Source organism: Streptomyces sp. NPDC020192 (assembly GCF_044388685.1).
GTDB lineage: Bacteria > Actinomycetota > Actinomycetes > Streptomycetales > Streptomycetaceae > Streptomyces.
Window position 1 is genome coordinate 25,103 of the sequence record NZ_JBIRXG010000044.1, and the last position, 15,109, is coordinate 40,211.

Annotated in this window: 12 protein-coding genes and 3 pseudogenes; 7 read left to right on the plus strand and 8 right to left on the minus strand. The window is 69.3% G+C overall.

Annotated elements, in window-relative coordinates:
* Positions 1–407: 407 nt before the first annotated feature.
* The 3 genes and pseudogenes from ACH47Z_RS42505 to ACH47Z_RS42515 form a co-directional block, all read right to left on the minus strand.
* Positions 408–1,078, minus strand: a pseudogene (locus ACH47Z_RS42505) (IS5/IS1182 family transposase); the annotation flags it as partial.
* 56 nt (positions 1,079–1,134) lie between these two features.
* Positions 1,135–1,671: a GNAT family N-acetyltransferase gene (locus ACH47Z_RS42510; protein WP_399084458.1), complete on the minus strand. Its 537-nt coding sequence runs from the start codon at positions 1,669–1,671 to the stop codon at positions 1,135–1,137.
* A gap of 301 nt (positions 1,672–1,972) precedes the next feature.
* The gene (locus tag ACH47Z_RS42515) at positions 1,973–2,890 is read right to left on the minus strand and encodes an NADP-dependent oxidoreductase (RefSeq protein ID WP_399084461.1); all 918 of its coding nucleotides are present in this window, start codon (positions 2,888–2,890) and stop codon (positions 1,973–1,975) included.
* A 1,042-nt stretch (positions 2,891–3,932) separates the two neighbouring features.
* Here ACH47Z_RS42515 and ACH47Z_RS42520 point away from each other — a divergent pair.
* Entirely contained in the window at positions 3,933–4,136 is a 204-nt protein-coding gene (locus ACH47Z_RS42520) for a hypothetical protein (protein ID WP_399084464.1), read from the plus strand.
* 146 nt (positions 4,137–4,282) lie between these two features.
* Here the strand turns inward: ACH47Z_RS42520 and ACH47Z_RS42525 are convergent, their stop codons facing one another.
* Positions 4,283–6,463: a methyltransferase domain-containing protein gene (locus ACH47Z_RS42525; RefSeq protein ID WP_399084467.1), complete on the minus strand. Its 2,181-nt coding sequence runs from the start codon at positions 6,461–6,463 to the stop codon at positions 4,283–4,285.
* Between the two features lie 112 nt (positions 6,464–6,575).
* Between ACH47Z_RS42525 and ACH47Z_RS42530 the strand changes: the two genes are divergently transcribed.
* The 5 genes from ACH47Z_RS42530 (at position 6,576) to ACH47Z_RS42550 (ending at position 11,466) form a co-directional block, all read left to right on the plus strand.
* Complete coding sequence (locus tag ACH47Z_RS42530; protein WP_399084470.1) at positions 6,576–6,812, plus strand: hypothetical protein; 237 nt, start codon at positions 6,576–6,578, stop codon at positions 6,810–6,812.
* A gap of 104 nt (positions 6,813–6,916) precedes the next feature.
* Positions 6,917–7,072 carry a hypothetical protein gene (locus tag ACH47Z_RS42535; RefSeq protein ID WP_399084472.1) on the plus strand — a complete coding sequence of 52 codons (156 nt, stop codon included), beginning with the start codon at positions 6,917–6,919 and terminating at the stop codon, positions 7,070–7,072.
* Positions 7,073–7,243: 171 nt separating this feature from the next.
* Entirely contained in the window at positions 7,244–9,406 is a 2,163-nt protein-coding gene (locus tag ACH47Z_RS42540; RefSeq protein ID WP_399084474.1) for an MMPL family transporter, read from the plus strand.
* 3 nt (positions 9,407–9,409) lie between these two features.
* Positions 9,410–10,087 carry a response regulator transcription factor gene (locus ACH47Z_RS42545; protein ID WP_158917085.1) on the plus strand — a complete coding sequence of 226 codons (678 nt, stop codon included), beginning with the start codon at positions 9,410–9,412 and terminating at the stop codon, positions 10,085–10,087.
* Positions 10,084–11,466: a sensor histidine kinase gene (locus tag ACH47Z_RS42550; RefSeq protein WP_399084478.1), complete on the plus strand. Its 1,383-nt coding sequence runs from the start codon at positions 10,084–10,086 to the stop codon at positions 11,464–11,466. Before ACH47Z_RS42545 ends, ACH47Z_RS42550 begins: the two co-directional genes overlap by 4 nt.
* Positions 11,467–11,685: 219 nt before the next feature.
* Here the strand turns inward: ACH47Z_RS42550 and ACH47Z_RS42555 are convergent, their stop codons facing one another.
* Together ACH47Z_RS42555 and ACH47Z_RS42560 are read right to left on the minus strand one after the other, a co-directional pair.
* Positions 11,686–12,417, minus strand: a complete 732-nt coding sequence (locus ACH47Z_RS42555) for a class I SAM-dependent methyltransferase (RefSeq protein WP_399084481.1) — start codon at positions 12,415–12,417, stop codon at positions 11,686–11,688.
* Positions 12,418–12,540: 123 nt separating this feature from the next.
* The gene (locus tag ACH47Z_RS42560) at positions 12,541–13,140 is read right to left on the minus strand and encodes a TetR/AcrR family transcriptional regulator (RefSeq protein ID WP_399084484.1); all 600 of its coding nucleotides are present in this window, start codon (positions 13,138–13,140) and stop codon (positions 12,541–12,543) included.
* Between the two features lie 101 nt (positions 13,141–13,241).
* Here ACH47Z_RS42560 and ACH47Z_RS42565 point away from each other — a divergent pair, with 101 nt between their 5' ends.
* Positions 13,242–14,405: an epoxide hydrolase family protein gene (locus ACH47Z_RS42565; RefSeq protein WP_399084487.1), complete on the plus strand. Its 1,164-nt coding sequence runs from the start codon at positions 13,242–13,244 to the stop codon at positions 14,403–14,405.
* Positions 14,406–14,702: 297 nt separating this feature from the next.
* Here the strand turns inward: ACH47Z_RS42565 and ACH47Z_RS42570 are convergent.
* Both ACH47Z_RS42570 and ACH47Z_RS42575 read right to left on the minus strand, forming a co-directional pair.
* Positions 14,703–14,978 (minus strand): annotated as a pseudogene (locus tag ACH47Z_RS42570) (MarR family winged helix-turn-helix transcriptional regulator); the annotation flags it as partial.
* 23 nt (positions 14,979–15,001) lie between these two features.
* Positions 15,002–15,109, minus strand: a pseudogene (locus tag ACH47Z_RS42575) (IS5/IS1182 family transposase); the annotation flags it as partial.

Here is a 15,109-nt window from a genome sequence, read left to right on the forward strand (position 1 = left end):
CGCCGGAGGTGCCGCGCGACCGGTCGTGGACGGCAGTGAGCTGCCGGGTCAGCTCCACGTCACGGAGCGTCTGGGGGGTATGCCAGCGCGGCGGGCACACGAGGCGGCCCGGGAGACCTTCAGGTGCCGCTGAGCGTGCCGGGCGGGATGCCGGTTCCCGGTGCCTGCTTCTGCAGCAACAGCGCGGCCTCTTCGGTGGTTACGTAGGGCGCGGGTGCGCCGGTGCCGGCTGGCGCGGGCCGGCGGAGGGCACCCAGAGGCCCTGGCGGTGGGGGTCCACCAGGTTCAGGGTGCTGAGGCCGAGGACGTGCGGGCCGGTAGGCGGGGCAGCGTCGGGTGGACGTCCGTGGTGGCGGTGGTGACACAGGGGTTTGCCAGGACCGCTATTCTAGGCAGTGTCCTGGCGATCACGAGCGGAGCCAGATGACGAGCGCCGCTGCGGCGACAGTGCCGAGGTACACGTAGCCGCGCTGGTCGAACCTGGTTGCAGCCGCGCGGAAGGTCTTCAGCTTGTTGATCGCCCGCTCGACGGTGTTGCGCTTCTTGTAGCGGTCCTCGTCGAAACCGGGCGGCCGACCGCCGACCCTGCCGCGCCGGACCCGGTTGGCGGCCTGATCGGCCTTCTCCCACGCGAATCTTGTCCATGACTGACTCAGAGTGGGTGGAGTCGGCGCGCTGCCCAGGCGTGATGACCAGCGAAAGCACCCGGCAACGGCCTTCCGTACTCAGGTGGATCTTGGTGGTGAAGCCGCCGTGCGAGCGGCCGAGCGTTTCACCTCCCGCCCCACCTCTGCCAGCCGGTCGACCAGTTCCGCCTGAATCCGAGCGGCGTTGACCGCCTGGCTGAAGCCCCCTGGACGGGCGGCGGAGCCTGCCGGGCGCCTGCGGCGTGGCGTTGCGCGCGCACGGACGTCGAGTCGACCGGGATGTCCCAGTCGATATCACCTGCCCCGTCTGCCTCCGCCTGGATCCGACGGAGAAGCATCTCCCACGTCCCGTCCGGCGACCAGCGGCGATGCGGTTCATGCACCGTCTTCCACGGCTCGTACCGCTCCGGTAGAAGTCGGGTCACCCCTGTATCCCATAGTCCCATCAAGAAATTGAAGACTCGTCAGGTCGATCACTGCCTTGTGCTCACCTCAGTTCGCCGCCGGACCGCTCCGCGCGGAGCATGGAGAAGATCACCTGATCGTGCCACTGGCCGCCGCGCCACTGCGCGGAGCGCAGTACGCCCTCCCTGACGAAGCCCGCCTTCTCCAACGCACGCTGCTCGGCGAGATTGGCGCAGTCCGTCCAGGCTTGGAGCCGTTCGGCCCTGGTGTGGTCGAAGAGGTACTCGGCCAGCAGTCGCTGGGCGCGGGTGCCTATGCCGCGGCCGTGCGCGGCCGGCATCAGGCCGATCGCCAGGCTCCAGCAGGTGGAGGTGGCGGGCCGCCCCCAGGTGCTGGCGAACCACTCGACCCGCCCCACCGTCCGGCCCGCCTCCGCGACGGAGAGCACGCCGCCGTCGGGGCTGAGCAGGCCCGTCTCCGCGAACTGCCGGCGCAGGCCGGCCGGTGAACCGAAGCCGAACCACTGGTACTGGCCGGTCCCCTCCGGCCCGTTGAACTCGCGCTCGAACAGGTCAAGATCGTCGGCGGTCACCGGGCGCAGCCTAATCTCATCGGACATGGAACGACTCCTGATCCTCTCGACCACACGGTTCGAGCTCGTATGGCCAGCGTGGGCAACGGCATCTGACTCTTCCACACATCAAGCCGCGCCCCGGCAGGACGCCCAGCGGCGCGTGCCTGGAAAACCGTGTAGGATCTCGCCGCGTCCGACATGTCGATCTTTTGCGACCTGGGCTTTCTTGGTTGTCTCACGGCCGTGTCACCATGATCAGTCTCAATTCCGTGACATTTCCTCGTCCGACACCGGGCAGGTCAGCAGTCATCCAGCCCACCACAGCTGTTGGCCCATTCCAGGGCGCTCAGGGGCGCACGCGAATGACGGTCTTGCCCTTGCGCCGCTCGGTCGGGTTGAGCGCAGGGACGGCGTCGTCGAGGGTCGCGACGGTTCCGATGTGCGTGCGAAGGCGCCCGTCCCGCACCCGGTCGACGATCTCCACCAGCTGACTCGGAACGGACTCGACGACGAAGTCGACCGCCAAGCCGTCGGCAGGGCGAGCCTCAACAGGCCCGACCACCGACACCAGCGTCCCGCCAGGCCGGATGATTCTCGCCGAGCGCCTTTGGATGTCAGCACCGATGACATCGAAGACCACGTCGACCCCGCCGATGTCGTCGAGATGCTCGGTGGCGAGGTCGAGGAACTCGTTCGCGCCGAAGTCGAGCGCCGCCTGGCGGTCCGCCGCCCGCCCGGTACCGATGACGTAGGCGCCGAACTCCCGGGCGAGCTGCGTAACCACGGACCCGACTGCGCCGGCGGCGCCGTGTGCGAGGACGCTCTGCCCCGCCTGAAGACGACCGTGCTGGAACAGACCTTGCCACGCGGTCAGGCCGGAGATCGGCAGGCTCGCACCCACCGTGAAGTCGACGTTCCCCGGCAGCGGCGCCAGGTTGCGTGCCTCCACGGCCGCGTACTCGGCCAGGGTTCCATCGCGGTGCCAGTCCGTGATCCCGAACACCCGCTGTCCCAGCGAGAGCCCCGTCGTGCCGTAGCCGAGGGAGGTGACCACTCCGGCGAACTCGTGGCCGATGATCGCCTGGGCTCGATCGCGACCGGCGCGATCGACCCACGTCGAGGGCCACTCCCACTCCGCGGGGACGAAGCCCGACGCATGGACTTCAACGACGACGTCGTTGATCGCCGGCGTCGGCTCAGGCCGCTCCGCGAGTGTGATCCCGGCTGCTTCCGCGGCCGGATCCGTCGCGACGATTGCCTTCACTGGTACCTCCGTATATCTCGTGCTCGCCGGCTCTGTGCGCCGCCCAAGCCATGGAGTGGTCTGATTAGCCCACAGAGGAACGGCAACAAGATCCGTCACCACAGACGGATGGACCGCTGAAACGCGTCGAGTCCAACCGGAGCTCGACGAGCACCACACACCCAGGGCAGCAACACCCACCCACGCGCTAGTCTCACGGCGATGTCATATACGACATCGGTACGACACGGTCGTGCGATTACGACGTCAGCCGTAAGACCCAACAGGTTCGTGTAGGGTCTCAGCGGCGGCGGCCTCCCCCGGTACCTATTTGCTGCCTGTTCCTTGATCCGTCTCACCCTGACCAAGCGGTTGTCGTCTCAAGGGCGAGGCCATTTCCCGCTGGTTCCGATTCGGTCAGGCGTGTAAGTGCTTCTCTCCGCGAGTGAGTTACGACCTCGAAGGAGAACGACGTTCATTGGGAGCCTGCGTCTGATCCACTGATCTGGATCTCCTGGCGTGTCCAGAGCCGGTCCGGCGGATCTTGTAACCGCCTTGACCTCAGCGCGTTGACATGGACATGGAGCGTGGAGATCTCACGAACGAGTAGTGGACTCGACTGAAGCCGCATCTGCACGGTTCGGCGGGCCTTGCCGAAAACTGCTGAGCCGCAGGTCAGCGGCTCCTCTCAATCTCCCCCGGAAACGCCCCTCCCTCATTTCGGGAACACGCGGGGCATCGTCGCAGGTCAGTGCAGCTACTCTGAGCGCCTGACGCCAAGGCGTCGCTGAGGCACTCGAACTCCATGGGACTGTTGACGCTCCTTTGGAGGATGAACGGTCTCCGCTGACCAGCCCTCCGACTGAACCGAGCCCTTCAACGGGATCTCGGCCCGCAGCATCGCGTCCACCAGCGGCGCGTACGCGTCGATCCTCCGGCCCCGCGAGCGACGGCTCGGTGTCCGCAGCGGCGGTGTGCTCGGGGCCGGGGCGGTCAGGTACGTGCGCACCGTCCGCCGTTCACGGTGGTGCGTTGCCCGGTGGTAGCCCGCAGGGGCGGCGAGATGCGGCAAAGCCTCACCGGCGCCCACGTCGTGCGCAGGCCGGACGGCCTTCACCTCGACGCCGGTCTGCGCGGCCCGCTCGGGCCCGAACTGCTGGCCACGCCCTGGCTGTTGGACCGGTTCGACGGACTGCCCGTCGAACCCGCCCGGGTCCTGGCCCAAGGCCGAACGGCGTGCACCGCGGTCTCGAATGCGGGGTGTTGATGGACGGTGGAGCTGTAGGTCGTCGATGCCCCGCAGCTGCCGGGCGAGGTCGTCGACCCATCCGGTAGCCACGGCCGGGGTCGTGCGGGTGTGGTCCGCGGCAGCCGCGGTGAGGGTGGCTGTGGCGCAGTGGACCAGGTGCGCGGTCAGGTCCACCAGCACCTCCCGGAAGCGTTCCGGGTCGGCATTGGCGAGCTCCGCGAGCCGGGTGCCCTCGATGTGCTGGGCGACGAGGGCGGCGTCCTCGCCGCTGTAGTGCACGCTGGTGGCGGGCACCGGGAGGTACCGGCCGAGGGCCTGAAGCCCGGAGTGCTTCCGCTCGACGAGCGTGCGGCTGCGGCCGAACTTGACCACCACCGTTCCGGCGTCCTCGCCGCGGGCGGTGAACACCGGGGTGCTGCTGGGGCGGATCTGCTGAAGTCGTCCGTCCGCGGAGCGGAAGCCGCCGCCGTCGGCGTGGCAAGGCCGGGTTCCTCCCAGAACGGCAGCGGGACTTCGTCGCGCAGCCGCACCACCGCCTGGTCGATGCCGGCGGTCAGCTCGAGCGGCGCGGGCCGTTCGGCAAGGAGCGCCAGGTCCACGCTGCCCGCGGTCATGACCTGCCAGCGGCCGGTGTCGTCCTCGCCGGCGTAGTACAGCTCCGCTGTGCTGTGGCCGGTGGGCAGCAGGGCGGGGTAGAAGGCGTAGCGGGTGTCCGGGGCGTCGGCGGTGCCGCGGTGCAGGACCGGGCCCATCTTGTGCCAGTGCAGTCCGTCGTCGGAGACGGCGGCGGCCAGCGGCCGGGAGGTGCCGGCCCCGTACACCATCAGCAGGCCCTCGTCGGGCAGTTCGGTGACGGCCGGGCAGTCCGCGGCGTACGCGTCGCAGGATCCGGTCGGGCCGAGGTCGAGGGCGAGGTGGTGGCGCTGCCAGGTGACTCCGTCGTCGGAGCGGGCGACGTGGATGCGCCGGTGCTCGCCGTCGTGCCCAGCGTGCCACATCCACCAGCCGTCCCGGCGGCGCAGCACGGCAGGCAGGAGCACGTGGGTGCCCTGGGTGCTGCCGTGCGCGGGGTCGGGGGCCAGAGCGAGGGTGGGCTCACGCCAGCTGCGTCCGCCGTCACAGCTGACGGTCTGGTAGATCTGCCAGGGCCCGTCCTGGGCGCGGGCGCTGAACCACAGCCTCAGCTTGGTGCCGTCGGAGAGCAGGCTTGCGCCCGTCGCGTCCATGGTGCCGGCGGGCATGGGTACCAGGTGCCCGTCGTCGAGCCGGACCGGGCCGCGCTGCGGGCTTCGGTAGATACGGATCTGGTTGCGGCCGCCGGTGTACCAAGGTTCCGGCGCCCGCCCGGGCAACTGCCGCGGCACGAAGACGCGGTCGGCGGCCGGGCCGACGGTGACGGCGAGCAGCCGCCGCCCCTGATGCACCGCCGCGGCCGGGGCGAAGCAGATCCGGCCGTCCGCCCCGGCCACGACCGACCGGGTGCGGCCGATGACATCCACCCGCGGTCGGGCCCCCCAGGACGCTGGCGGCACGGACGTCGATCCGCTGCGGGCCGGGCTGGACGCTGTGCGGGCGCGGGCGGTGAGAAGAAAATGATCACCAGCCTCGATCAGCTCGTCGAGTCCCGCGGTGGCCCGCACGACCTCGCTCAGCTCGGCGAAGGCGGCGGCGTCGGCTGCGACCTCGTCGACGTACGGGCGCATCCAGGCCGCTACACCCTCCACCGCATGACGGTCCACCACCGTCAAACCGGCGGCGCCCAGGAGCTGTTCGGCCTCGGCCAGACGGTGGGTGCGGGTCGCGGACATGTAGTCGTCACGGGAGGCGGACGACAGCGGAAGGTAGCGGCCGTGGTCCAGGTAGCAGGACGCCAGCAGTGTGCGGATGTCCGTAAACCGCCCGCGCTTGAGCAGGTCGCGCAGGATCGACGTCTGGGTGAGGAAGATCGCGAACAGGTGGCCGCCGGGCCGCAGCGCGGCCGCGGCACGCCGGACGCACTCGGCGGCCTCCTGGTCGTCCAACAGGTGGTAGAGCGGCCCGAACAGCAGCACGGCGTCGTAGCGCCCCGGCTCGATGTCCATGTCGTGGCCGCTGGTGTGCTGCATGTGCAGCACCTGGCCGGTCAGGCCGGCCTCGTCGAAGCGGCGGCGGGCTGCGGTGAGGGACTTCGCCGAGATGTCGACGAGGGCGACGTGATGGCCCTGACGGGCCAGGCGCAGGGCGTGGATCCTCGGGCCGGAGCCGACGTCGAGGATGCGGCTGCCCTCACCGAGGTGCTCGGGCAGGATCAGCCGGTGGATGACTTCGGACTCGAGCCGGTGATACGGCCCGCTCTGGGTCCGCATCCACTCCGCCTCGGGGTCGGCGTCGTATCAGGCGCGGACGCGGTCAGTGGTCAGATCGCTGCCAGCAGGTGCCCCTGAGTGCGATCCGGCCGGTGGCGGCGAGCTCTTCGAAATGGGTTTGGAGGAGGTCGGGGTCGATGTCATGGCCGAGGTCACGCAGCCTTTCGTCAAGCTCGTCGGTGGTCAGGGGGCCTGCCGCGAGCAGGCAGGCCACGGTCTGGTCGGCATCACGCAGGACACGCCAGGGCAGCACCAGGGCAGGCAGGGCCTCGGTACGCCGGGCGGCATGGCGGGGCCGAGCGCCACGCTGGCGGCGCCTGCCAGTTGCGGCACGCCGATGCGGCGGTAGGCGGCGACGGAGAAGCTGGTCTCGGCGGCTAGGCCACAGCCCCGCTCGGCCGGCGGCGGCGTCGGCCCGAGTGCTGCCTTTCATGACGACCGGGAAGAGCGGCCATGCTCGCCGGCGCATACCTCATGACGCACTGCGGCTGCTCCGCAGTCGGTGCTGACCAGGTCGCCGTCGCGCAGGCGGTGGTCGTCGGGGATGCCCTGCGCAACGGCGTCGTGCACGGAGGCGCCGAAGGCGGCGAGCAGGACATCTCGGCGTGACCGTGAGGCGCGCGCCGTCGGGCCGGGAACCGGACGTTCCTGACGCGGCACCGCACAAGCGTGTGCCAGTCCGTGCCGGGCGCTGAAAGCGTCCGGTAAGGAAGCTCTCCCTATCTTCCGTCAGTGAGGTGAGCAGCGGCTGCCGCCGCTGCCGGTCACTGGGAGGGAATCGTGGAGAAGCTGAGCGGATGGGTGATCCGCCATCGGCTGGTGGTTGGTCTCAGCTGGCTGGTGATCACGGTGGTGGGCATGCTGGTGGCACCGTCGCTCTCGGGCCGGCTGCAACCGGGCACCCATGTCACCGGCCCCGGCTACACCGCCAACGTGCAGATCGCCCGGAGCTACGGAGGTGCGACCCAGGACCCCGCTGTCGTGGTCCTGGACCTCCCGACCGGACAGACCGTCAATTCGCCGCAGGCGCAGGCGAAACTGCGGGCGGTGGACAGGGGCATCGCCACGGCGGCGCCGAGCCTGCGCCTGGTCTCCTATGCCTCGACCGGCAGTCGGACGCTGGTCGGGAACGGTGGGACGAGCGCGATCGTCCTGGCCTATCCGCCGAAGCCCGGTGACGACATGGCCACCGATCAGATCGACACCCTCACCAGGGCTGTCACAGCGGCGGCGCCAGGTCTGACCGTGCACGGCACCAGTCTGCGGGCCCTGGAGGCCGGCAACACCACCGGCGGCGGCAACTCCAGCGTCACCGGTGAGCTGATCATCGGAGCGATCGGCGCGCTGGTGATCCTGGCCTGGGTGTTCGGGTCGCTGCTGGCGCTGTTGCCGCTGGTCATGGCCCTGATCTCGGTGCTGACGATGCAACTGCTCGTCTACGGGCTGACGTTTCTGATGCCGTCGTCCTCGCCGATCCACCCGGCCGTGCAGTACATCGTGGCGCTGTTGGGCCTGGGCCTGTCGATCGACTACTCGCTGCTGGTGGTCACCCGCTGGCGCGAGGAGCGCGCGGCCGGCAAGAGCAACGACGAAGCGGTGCGCGCGGCCGTGCAGCGGGCCGGGCACAGCGTCTGGTTCAGCGGCATGGTGGCCTCGCTCGGCCTGTTCGCGCTGACCGTCATCCCCAACTCGATGGTCCGCGGCATCGGTGTGTCCGGGCTGTTCATCCCCTCCACCGCGACCCTGGTCGCGCTGACACTGCTCCCCGCGGTGCTGTCCAAGATCGGGCCGCGGATGGACTGGCCGCGGCGGGCGTCGCGACGGCAGGCGGACAGCCGGTTCTGGACCGGCTGGTCGAAGTTCGTGATCAAGCACCGCGTGGCTTCGGCGGTCGCGGGCCTGGGCATCCTGGCCGCGCTGACCGCCACCGCCGCGACCATCGACATCAGCACGCCGAGCAGCCACGCACTGGCCACCGCCGGCGCCTACACCGACGGGCTGCACACCCTGGAAACCGACGGATTTCCGTCCGGGACGTTGACCGCGGTGCCGGTGTACGTCCCGAACGCCGTCGACGCGGGGAACACCGTGAACGCCCTGGACACCGTTTCCAGCCTGCGCGGCGCCGTAGCCCCGGCGGGACCGGCCTGGCACACCGGGGGCAGCGCGATGGTCATCGCGATCCCGTACCACGAGGTCGGCAGCGCCGACGGCGGCACCTCGCTGGCCGACATCCGCCGCAGCGTCCCACCCGGTGTGCTGGCCGGTGGCGAGGGCGCACAGAAGATCGACGAGACCAGCGCCACCTACGGCTCGTTCCCGCTGCTGTTCGCTGTGGTCGCGGTGGTCACCTTCCTGCTGCTGACCCGTGGGATGCGGTCGGTCCTGCTACCTGCCAAGGCCGTGCTGCTCAACATGCTGTCCGTGGCGGCCTCCTACGGCCTGCTGGTGATCGTCTTCCAGCACGGCATCGGCATGAAGGCGCTGTGGGGCGCGTCCACCTACGGCGCGATCGACACCCTTGCCCCGGTGCTGATCTTCGGGTTTCTGTTCGGCGTGTCCATGGACTATGAGGTGTTCATCCTGGCCAGGGTCCGCGAGGGATACGACCGCACCGGATCCACGCGGGAGGGCATCATCGAGGGTGTGTCGCGCACCGGCCGCCTGGTGACCTCCGCCGCGTTGATTCTGTTCTTCGCGCTCGCCTCGCTGGCCACGGCGAACGACGTCACCGTGCGCGAGATCGCCATGGGCCTGGCGTTCGGGGTGGTGCTGGACGCTATCGTGGTCCGGATGCTGCTGCTGCCCGCACTGGTCTCGCTGTTCGGCGACTGGAACTGGTGGCTGCCGGACCGGGCCGCGCGACTGCTCCGGCTCCCGGTGACGCGGTCAGCGGACGAGGCCCGTCCGGAGCCGGTTCCGCAGCGGATCGGGGAGGCATAGGCCGTGCGGGTGCTGGTGGTCGAGGACGAGCCGGACGTCGCCGAAGCCCTGGTCTGGGGTCTGCGGGCCGAGGGATACGTCGTCGACGCGACGGACGACGGCACGAATGGGCTGTGGATGGCGACGGAGAACGCCTACGACGTCATCGTGCTGGACGTCATGCTGCCCGGGCTGGACGGGTACCAGGTGGCCAAGCGCCTGCGCGAGCGCGAGCGCTGGACGCCGATCCTGATGCTCACCGCCATGGACGACGACCTCGACCACGCCGAGGGGCTGGACTCCGGTGCGGACGACTACCTCTCCAAGCCGTTCTCCTACCCGGTCCTCCTCGCCCACCTGCGCTCCCTGACCCGACGCACCCTCGGTGCCAGGCCGGCGGTGCTCATTGCCGCCGGCCTGGCACTGGACCCCGCCGGACGCACCGTCACCCGCGACGGTGCGCCCCTGGAGGTGACCGGCCGGGAGGCCGCCGTGCTGGAGTACCTGCTGCGGCGCAAGGGCTCCGTCATCTCCAAGGCCGAACTGCTGGAGCACTGCTGGGACGCCCACTCCACCGGCGACCCGGCGATCGTCGAGGTCCTCGTGCACCGGCTGCGGCGCAAGATCGAGAGGCCGAGTGGGCCGACCGTCATAGAGACCGTGCGCGGCAAGGGATACGTCATCAGAAGCGAGGAACCATGACCGGGCCTGCGCGCGCCTGGCGCCGTCTGGCACACGGCGCGCGCCCTCGCACCGTGCGGACCCGCGTCACGGTCATCGCCGGTCTCGCGCTCACCGCGGCCGTCATCATCGGGCTCCTCGTGATGTACCTGCTGCAGGTCGGCCAGGCCAAGCGCACCATCGCCGGGCAACTGCGCACCTACGCAGTCCAGATCGAGCAGTCGGCCACCGGCGGGGCGTTCCCGCAGCCACTGCCGCCGTCGGTGCTCGACGCGCAGGCCCAGTCCCAGGTCCTTGCGCCGGACGGGACCGTCATCGCCTCGACACGCAATCTGGCCGGCAGACCGGCTGTGTTCACGCTTGCGGCGGATGCCACGACCCCGGTTCGGCAGAAAGCCGCCGACGGCGTCCTTCCCGGCGAGCTCTCCGTCGTCGGCGAGCACACCAAGGTCGGCGGCCGACCGGTCACCCTCATCACCCTGACTGCCACCAACCAACGCGACCAGGTCGACGAGACCTTCGCCCGGCTGCTCGTCATCGGCGTGCCGGGCACGCTCCTGGTGGCATGCGGCACCGTGTGGTGGGTGGTCGGCCGCGCGCTGCGGCCGGTGGAGCAGATCCGGCGCACCGCCGCCGCCATCACCGCCGCCGAGTTGTCCCAGCGCGTCCCCGAGCCCGGCACCGACGACGAGATCGGCCACCTGGCCCGCACCATGAACGACATGCTCGCCCGGCTGGACGACTCCGCCGCACGGCAACGCCGCTTCGTCGCCGACGCCAGCCACGAACTCCGCAGCCCCCTGACGGCCATCCGCACCGGCCTCGAGGTCGGACTCGCACACCCCGACCGCGCACCCTGGCCCGACATCGCCTCACGGGCCGCCCGGCAGACCGAACGCCTCGAAGCGCTGATCTCCCAGCTCCTCGCCCTGGCTAGGGCCGACGCCGGAAAGCTGGCCGCGCGCCGGCAAACCGTCGACCTGTCCGCGTTGCTCGCCGAGATCCGGGCGACAACCACGGCGCCGCACCTGGAGATCGAGCTCGCGGTACCGGCGCACACCACGGTGACCGGTAACCCTGAGGACCTGTCCCGGCTGTTCCGCAACCTCATCGACAACGCCGCCCGGTACGCGCGGACGAGGGTGTCCCTCACGGCGGGGGTCGAACCGGACGGCATCCGGGTCGAGATCGGCGATGACGGACCGGGAATCCCGGTCGAGGAACGCGAGCGGGTCTTCGACCGCTTCGTCCGCCTCGACGCCGACCGGGGACACGGCACCCGCTCCACCGGGCTCGGGCTGCCCATCGCCCGGGAGATCGCCACGGCGCACGGCGGCACGATCACGCTCACCGAGACCGAAGGCGGCGGAACGCGCGCCGTGGTAACTCTGCCACGCTGACCTGAAGCGTGGCGTTTGAAGGCACGGGTGACCCTGTTGCCCATTGAGCGGTGTGCATCGTGAAGCCGCAGGTCAAGAGTCTCGTGGAGAACCGGCTCGAGCGTATGCAGTATCGGCCCGACCTGATCGATGGTTTCTTGGCACGGACCGGCCTCTCGCTGGAGGCCGAACCGCCGTGACAGCCCCTGACCTTTCAAGTTCTGTACTCGCGGATTCGGGTCAGATGTGTCCCCACAAGAGGCGGCGGGTGGACGGGATCATGTAGGTGCCGTTCGGCGCGGCGTAGTCCTCGAGCCGGGCCGCGTAGCAGCGGCGAAGTTCGGTGACCGCGTCGGCAGCCAAGGTTGATACGGCAGGGTGCCAGATGCCGGGCCCCGTGAGCATCGACCACAGCAAGTCGAACCCGTTGGCCGGCGTCGACCAACTGAACAGCTCGGTGTGCAGTTCGGTCACACCGATCTCGGCGAGCGTGTGCTCGGGTAGTGCCCCGGCCGCTCGGGCATCGAGCTCGTCGAGCGGAGGCAGCAGTGCCTCGTCGGCCAGTCCGCGCAGCGACTCCATGGATGCGTATGCGACCGTGTTCAACTCGAGCCGGTCCCATACGGAGATGCTGAAAGCGCAGCCCGGCCGTGCGATCCGGGAGAACTCGGCGGTGATGCGGGCGACGTCCTCCAGGGCCAGGAAGCCGAACCGGGACACGACAGCGTCGACGCTACCGGACGGTACGTCCAGTTTCTTCATGTCCGTGTGTGCAAAGCGAACGTTGGCCCGACCGGACGCCCGGGTACGGGCATGCGCGAGTATGTCCTGCGAGGCGTCGACGCCTCGCAATTCCACATCCGGGTGACGCTCGAGCACGGACAGACCGGGTTCCCCGGGGCCGCAGGCGAGATCGATCAGCCGGGAACGCGGTGCAAGCTCGGGAAGCCGATTCACGATCGCCCGGGCCACGGGTGCGAACGAATCAGCGAACCTTGCGAACGCCGTGGCCGGCCCCCGGTCGTAGTCGATGGAAGCCTAGTCGGTCATGGTCTGGAAGCCTTGCGTGGTCGGGTAGTTTGCGGCTTGCTGAGGTCAGGGCTGGTCGCCTACGAGAGCGATGGCGCGCGTCTCGGGAACTCCCAGCATCAGCAGGCTCGTGATCGTCGCTGCTCGGGCGCCGAAGGTCCCGTTCGACAGGTCGCTGTCCGCGATGGCGAACACGACGCCGTAGGCGACCTGGCTCAGAATGCCTGCCGGCAGGTGCTGTGCGAACACCTCGGTGTCCTGGCCCCGTTTGACGAGGTCGGCGAGGAGCTCGTCGACTGGCCCGAGCAGGGCGTGGATCGCCTCGCCGTACTCGCCACGGCGCAGCGCCAGCAGCACTCGGTACCGGTGTGCCACCGGCCAGAGGCGGGCGATGAATTCGACCCACGCCGCGTCCGCTTCCGCGTCGGAGGCGTTGACTTCGGTGAGCACGGCTGTCATCTCGGCGACGGCCCGTTCCGTGAGTGTCCGAACCAGGTCGAGGCGCGAGGGGAAATGGTCATAGACCGTGCGACGGACGACGCCGGCGGTGGAGGCGATCTCGCCCATTCCGGCGTCGGGGTTGTCTCCGAGCAGATCGAGGGCGACGTCGAGGATGCGTTCGCGTGTCTCGTTCATCGAGCGCACACGGGAGGACTCGGTGGGCACGGCGCCAGTATTGCACACCGGTGTACAGTGAGATTGACTGTACAGCAGTGTGCAGCGAGAGTTGCGCTGCGCTTCGAAGCTCAGGAGAAGAGAAGAAGGCCATGACCGCACCGGCGCCGCCTGCCTCGGCCCTCGTCCGCCCGTTCACCGTGTCAATCCCGGAATCGGAGATCGATGACGTCAAGCAGCGACTGGCCAGAACCCGGTGGCCGGATCCGGAAACGGTGGGCGACTGGTCGCAAGGGGTTCGCGTAGAGCACGCCAGGTCTCTGGTCGAGCACTGGGAGCGCGGCTACGACTGGCGACGCTTGGAGTCCGAACTCAATCGCTTCCCCCAGTTCCTGACCGAGATCGACGGGCTGGACATCCACTTCATCCACGTCAGGTCCAAGAACCCCCACGCGATGCCGCTGATACTCACGCACGGATGGCCGGGCTCGATCCTCGACTTCCTGAATCTGATCGGCCCGCTGACCGATCCGGTCTCGTTCGGAGGAGACGCCGGCGATTCATTCGACGTCGTCGTCCCGTCGCTCCCCGGGTTCGGGTTCTCCCAGAAGCCCACGGAGACCGGGTGGACCGTCTCGCGCATCGCGAGCGCGTGGGCGGAGCTGATGAAACGTCTCGGCTACACGAAATGGGCCGCACAAGGCGGCGACTGGGGTGCCGTCGTCACCAGCGCCCTGGGGGCCATGCAACCTGAGGGGCTACTCGGAATTCATCTGAACACCCAGTACGCCTTTCCCGCACAGATACCCGACACCCTGTCGCCGGAACAGCGCGACGCCGTGGAGACCCTCGCCCTCTACACCGGCGATCTCGGCGGGTCGAACCACCTTCAGGGCACGAAGCCGGAGACGGTCGGATTCGCCCTGGCGGACTCTCCCGTCGGCCAGGCAGCCTGGATCTACGAGAAGTTCCAGTCCAAGACCGACAACCACGGGCTCGCCGAGGACGCTCTCAGCATCGACGACATGCTCGACGCGATATCCCTCTACTGGTTCACCAACAGCGCAGCGTCGTCCGGCCGCATCTACTGGGAGAACAGATCGCTCACTTTCGCCGGCCCGAAGGTGACGCTTCCGGTCGCGGTGACCGTCTTCCCGAGGGACATCCCACGCGTGCCACGTAGCTGGATCGAAGACACCTACAGCAATCTGATCCACTACGGCGAGGCCGACAAGGGCGGGCACTTCGCGGCCCTGGAACAGCCCGCGATCCTTGTCAGCGAAATCCGCACCGGCCTGCGCACCCTTCGTTCCTGACGCCAACGCGCGAGCCCAGCGGGCAATAAGCGAGTCTTCCAACGTTTTGCCCGTTGGTCTGGATCAGGATTACTGGTCGGCGGGGACGGGCGGAGCCTGAATGCCGGGGCTGTGCGAACAGTCCGGGTTCGGTCTCGTCGAGGAAGCCGAGGCTGACCAGGCGTGTGGGTTTCGCGCGGGTGCCTGCGACATGCTTGGGCATCACAGGTAGAGAGGACGAGCAGACAGCGGTGGGCGCGGTCGGCGGCCACGTCCCGACCGACGCGCGAATCGCCAGCCGCCAGGCGGCGCCCGGGATCAGTCGAGCGCAGCGGTGCGGAGTAGGCGGAGTGCTTCACGGAACATGTGGCCGGCCGCTTCACCGAGTACGGAGAAGTGCTCGTGCAGGACCCGGTCGGCGACCGGGCGTCCTCTCGCCAATTGGCCGCGCCCGTCGGCAGTGAGGACCAGGATGGACGCGCGGGCGTCGGTGGGGTCGGTGCGGCGCTCGCACAGCCCCCGGCGGACGACCCGGTCCGCCGCCTGGCTCGCGCCGCCGACCGTGATCGCGAGCGCCCGCACGAGATCACTGACCTTGCAGCCGTTGAGAAGTCATCTCATTTGGTAAGCCTGCGGTAGCAGATGAGGGTGCAGGCGATGCTGGTGAAGGCGAGGAAGTGCTCGGCTTTGCGCTCGTAGCGGCGGTGCAGGCGGCGGCATCCGGC

Coding starts and splice junctions, on each gene's coding strand:
- ACH47Z_RS42510 (WP_399084458.1), bottom strand. CDS start 1,671: ATGTCCGATGAGATTAGGCTGCGCCCGGTGACCGCCGACGATCTTGAC.
- ACH47Z_RS42520 (WP_399084464.1), top strand. CDS start 3,933: ATGCGGCAAAGCCTCACCGGCGCCCACGTCGTGCGCAGGCCGGACGGC.
- ACH47Z_RS42525 (WP_399084467.1), bottom strand. CDS start 6,463: ATGCGGACCCAGAGCGGGCCGTATCACCGGCTCGAGTCCGAAGTCATC.
- ACH47Z_RS42530 (WP_399084470.1), top strand. CDS start 6,576: ATGGGTTTGGAGGAGGTCGGGGTCGATGTCATGGCCGAGGTCACGCAG.
- ACH47Z_RS42535 (WP_399084472.1), top strand. CDS start 6,917: ATGCTCGCCGGCGCATACCTCATGACGCACTGCGGCTGCTCCGCAGTC.
- ACH47Z_RS42550 (WP_399084478.1), top strand. CDS start 10,084: ATGACCGGGCCTGCGCGCGCCTGGCGCCGTCTGGCACACGGCGCGCGC.
- ACH47Z_RS42565 (WP_399084487.1), top strand. CDS start 13,242: ATGACCGCACCGGCGCCGCCTGCCTCGGCCCTCGTCCGCCCGTTCACC.